Below are 2377 nucleotides of genomic sequence, written 5' to 3'. Positions count from 1 at the left end.
GCTTACAGGCGTGGGCGATATAGACAAGCCACAGTCAGACAGAGGGATAATACCCCACGCACAACTCCGAGGCGTAATAAAGCTTACCATTCTGCTGCCGCAGGCCCTTCTCAATATCTACTGCACCGTTCAGTAAACCCTGCTCAAAATTTTAATGCTCTCACCAAAAAGGAAATAATGGCTGGTCTGGTGAGTAAATCGGATCGTTTCGGTCATCGCTATGATGGGAGAGATCACGGCCTATATGCCAGTTCCATTAAAAAATACACGTCAGCGTCTAAAAGGCCTTTAAATCGAGTGGAACAAAGCCAGCTGATGCGTTTGCTGCAAAATTTCACAGCAACGCGGAGCTGGAATTGGCGAAGCCTGACGACGACACTCCACTCATTTACTTCAGCGGGTGTTTTTACCCCTCATAAACCCTTGGATGAGCGTGTCAGGCGTACTCAAGCTGCCTTATTGTCAACAATACTTGATGCAATAATATTCAAGTGCAACCAAAAACATGAAGCCAGCTATGTTGGTGCCCAGGAAATCGCCAACCTGCTGTGGGCTATGGCGAAACTGGTAGACAGCGGGCAGGAGCGAACACCAGGGCTCAACGCGGCTGTGGGCGCACTGTTGCCCCACGTGAACGCACAGAAAGACCAATTTATTCCTCAGCATATTGCCAACCTGCTGTGGGCCATGGCGAAACTGGTGGACAACGGGCTGGAGCGCACAGCAGAACTCAAAGAGGCTGTGGTCGTGTTGTTGCCCCACGTACACGTCCAGAAAGACCAATTTATTCCTCAGGCTATCGCCAACCTGTTGTGGGCCTTGGCGAAACTGGTGGACAACGGGCTGGAGCGGACACCTGGGCTCAACGAGGCCGTGGCCGCCCTGTTGCCCCTCGTGAACGCACAGAAAAATCAATTTACTCCTCAGCATATCACCAACCTGCTGTGGGCCATGGCGAAACTGGTGGACAATGGGCTGGAGCGGACACCTGGGCTCAACGAGGCCGTGGCCGCGCTGTTGCCCCAAGTGAACGCACAGAAAGACCAGTTTAATGCCCAGGGTATCGCCAACCTGCTGTGGGCTATGGCGAAACTGGTGGACAACGGGTTGGAGCGGACACCAGAGCTCAACGAGGCCGTGGCCGCCCTGTTGCCCCTCATAAACGCACAGAAAAACCAACTTAATGCCCAGGGCATTGCCAACCTGATGTGGTCCATGGCGAAACTGGCGAACAACGGGCTGGAGCGGACACCAGGGCTCAAAGAGGCGGTGGTCACGCTGTTACCCCACGTGAGCGCACAGAAAGACCAATTTAATCCCCAGGGAATCACCAACCTGCTGTGGGCCATGGCGAAACTGGTGGACAACGGGCAGGAGCAGACACCAGAGCTCAACGAGGCCGTGGCCGCGCTGCTGCCCCATGTGAACGCACAGCAAAACCAATTTATTCCTCAGCATATCTCCAACCTGCTGTGGGCCATGGCGAAACTGGTGGACAACGGGCAGGAGCAGACACCAGAGCTCAACGAGGCTGTGGCCGCGCTGTTGCACTGCGTGAACACACAGAAAGACCAATTTAATCCCCAGGATATCGCCATCCTGCTGTGGGCCATGGCGAAACTGGTGGACAAAGGGCACGAGCAGACACCAGATCTCAACAAGGCCGTGGCCGTGCTGTTGCCCCACGTGAACGCACAGAAAGCTAACTTTACACCACAGGCAATCACCAACCTGCTGTGTGCCATGGCGAAACTGGTGGACAACGGGCAGGAGCAGACACCAGAGCTCAACGAGGCCGTGGCTGCCCTGTTGCCCCTCGTGAACGCACAGAAAAACCAACTTGATGCCCAGGGCATTGCCAACCTGCTGTGGGCCATGGCGAAACTGGTGGACAACGGGCAGGACCAAATACCAGGGCTCAAAGGGGCGGTGGTCACGCTGTTACCCCACGTGAATGCACAGAAAAACCAATTTAATGCCCAGGGAATCGTCAACCTGCTGTGGGCCATGGCGAAACTGGTGGACAACGGGCAGGAGCAGACACCAGTGCTCAACGAGGCCGTGGCCGCGCTGTTGCCCCATGTGAACGCACAGCAAAACCAATTTATTCCTCAGCATATCGCCAACCTGCTGTGGGCCATGGCGAAACTGGTGGACAACGAGCAGGAGCAGACACCAGAGCTCAAAGAGGCTGTGGCCGCGTTGTTGCCCTGCGTGAACACACAGAAAGACCAGTTTAATGCCCTGGCTATTGCCAACCTGCTGTGGGCCATGGCGAAACTGGTGGACAAAGGGCAGAAGCGGACACCAGATCTTAACAAGGCCGTGGCCGTACTGTTGCCCCATGTGAACGCACAGAAAGACCAATTTATTCCTC

General features: G+C 55.2%; 1 protein-coding gene. It reads left to right on the top strand.

Features of this window, described 5'->3' with window-relative positions:
• Window positions 1–177: 177 nt before the first annotated feature.
• Window positions 178–2377, top strand: a 2200-nt coding sequence (locus tag ACO6UX_RS23960) for a DUF1601 domain-containing protein (protein ID WP_422450833.1), incomplete at its 3' end; no start/stop codon positions are given.

Origin of the sequence: Endozoicomonas sp. ALB091, assembly GCF_049310265.1 — a bacterium.
GTDB lineage: Bacteria > Pseudomonadota > Gammaproteobacteria > Pseudomonadales > Endozoicomonadaceae > Endozoicomonas.
The sequence above is the reverse complement of the archived record's forward strand: the minus strand, read 5'-3'. Positions and strand labels throughout refer to the sequence as shown.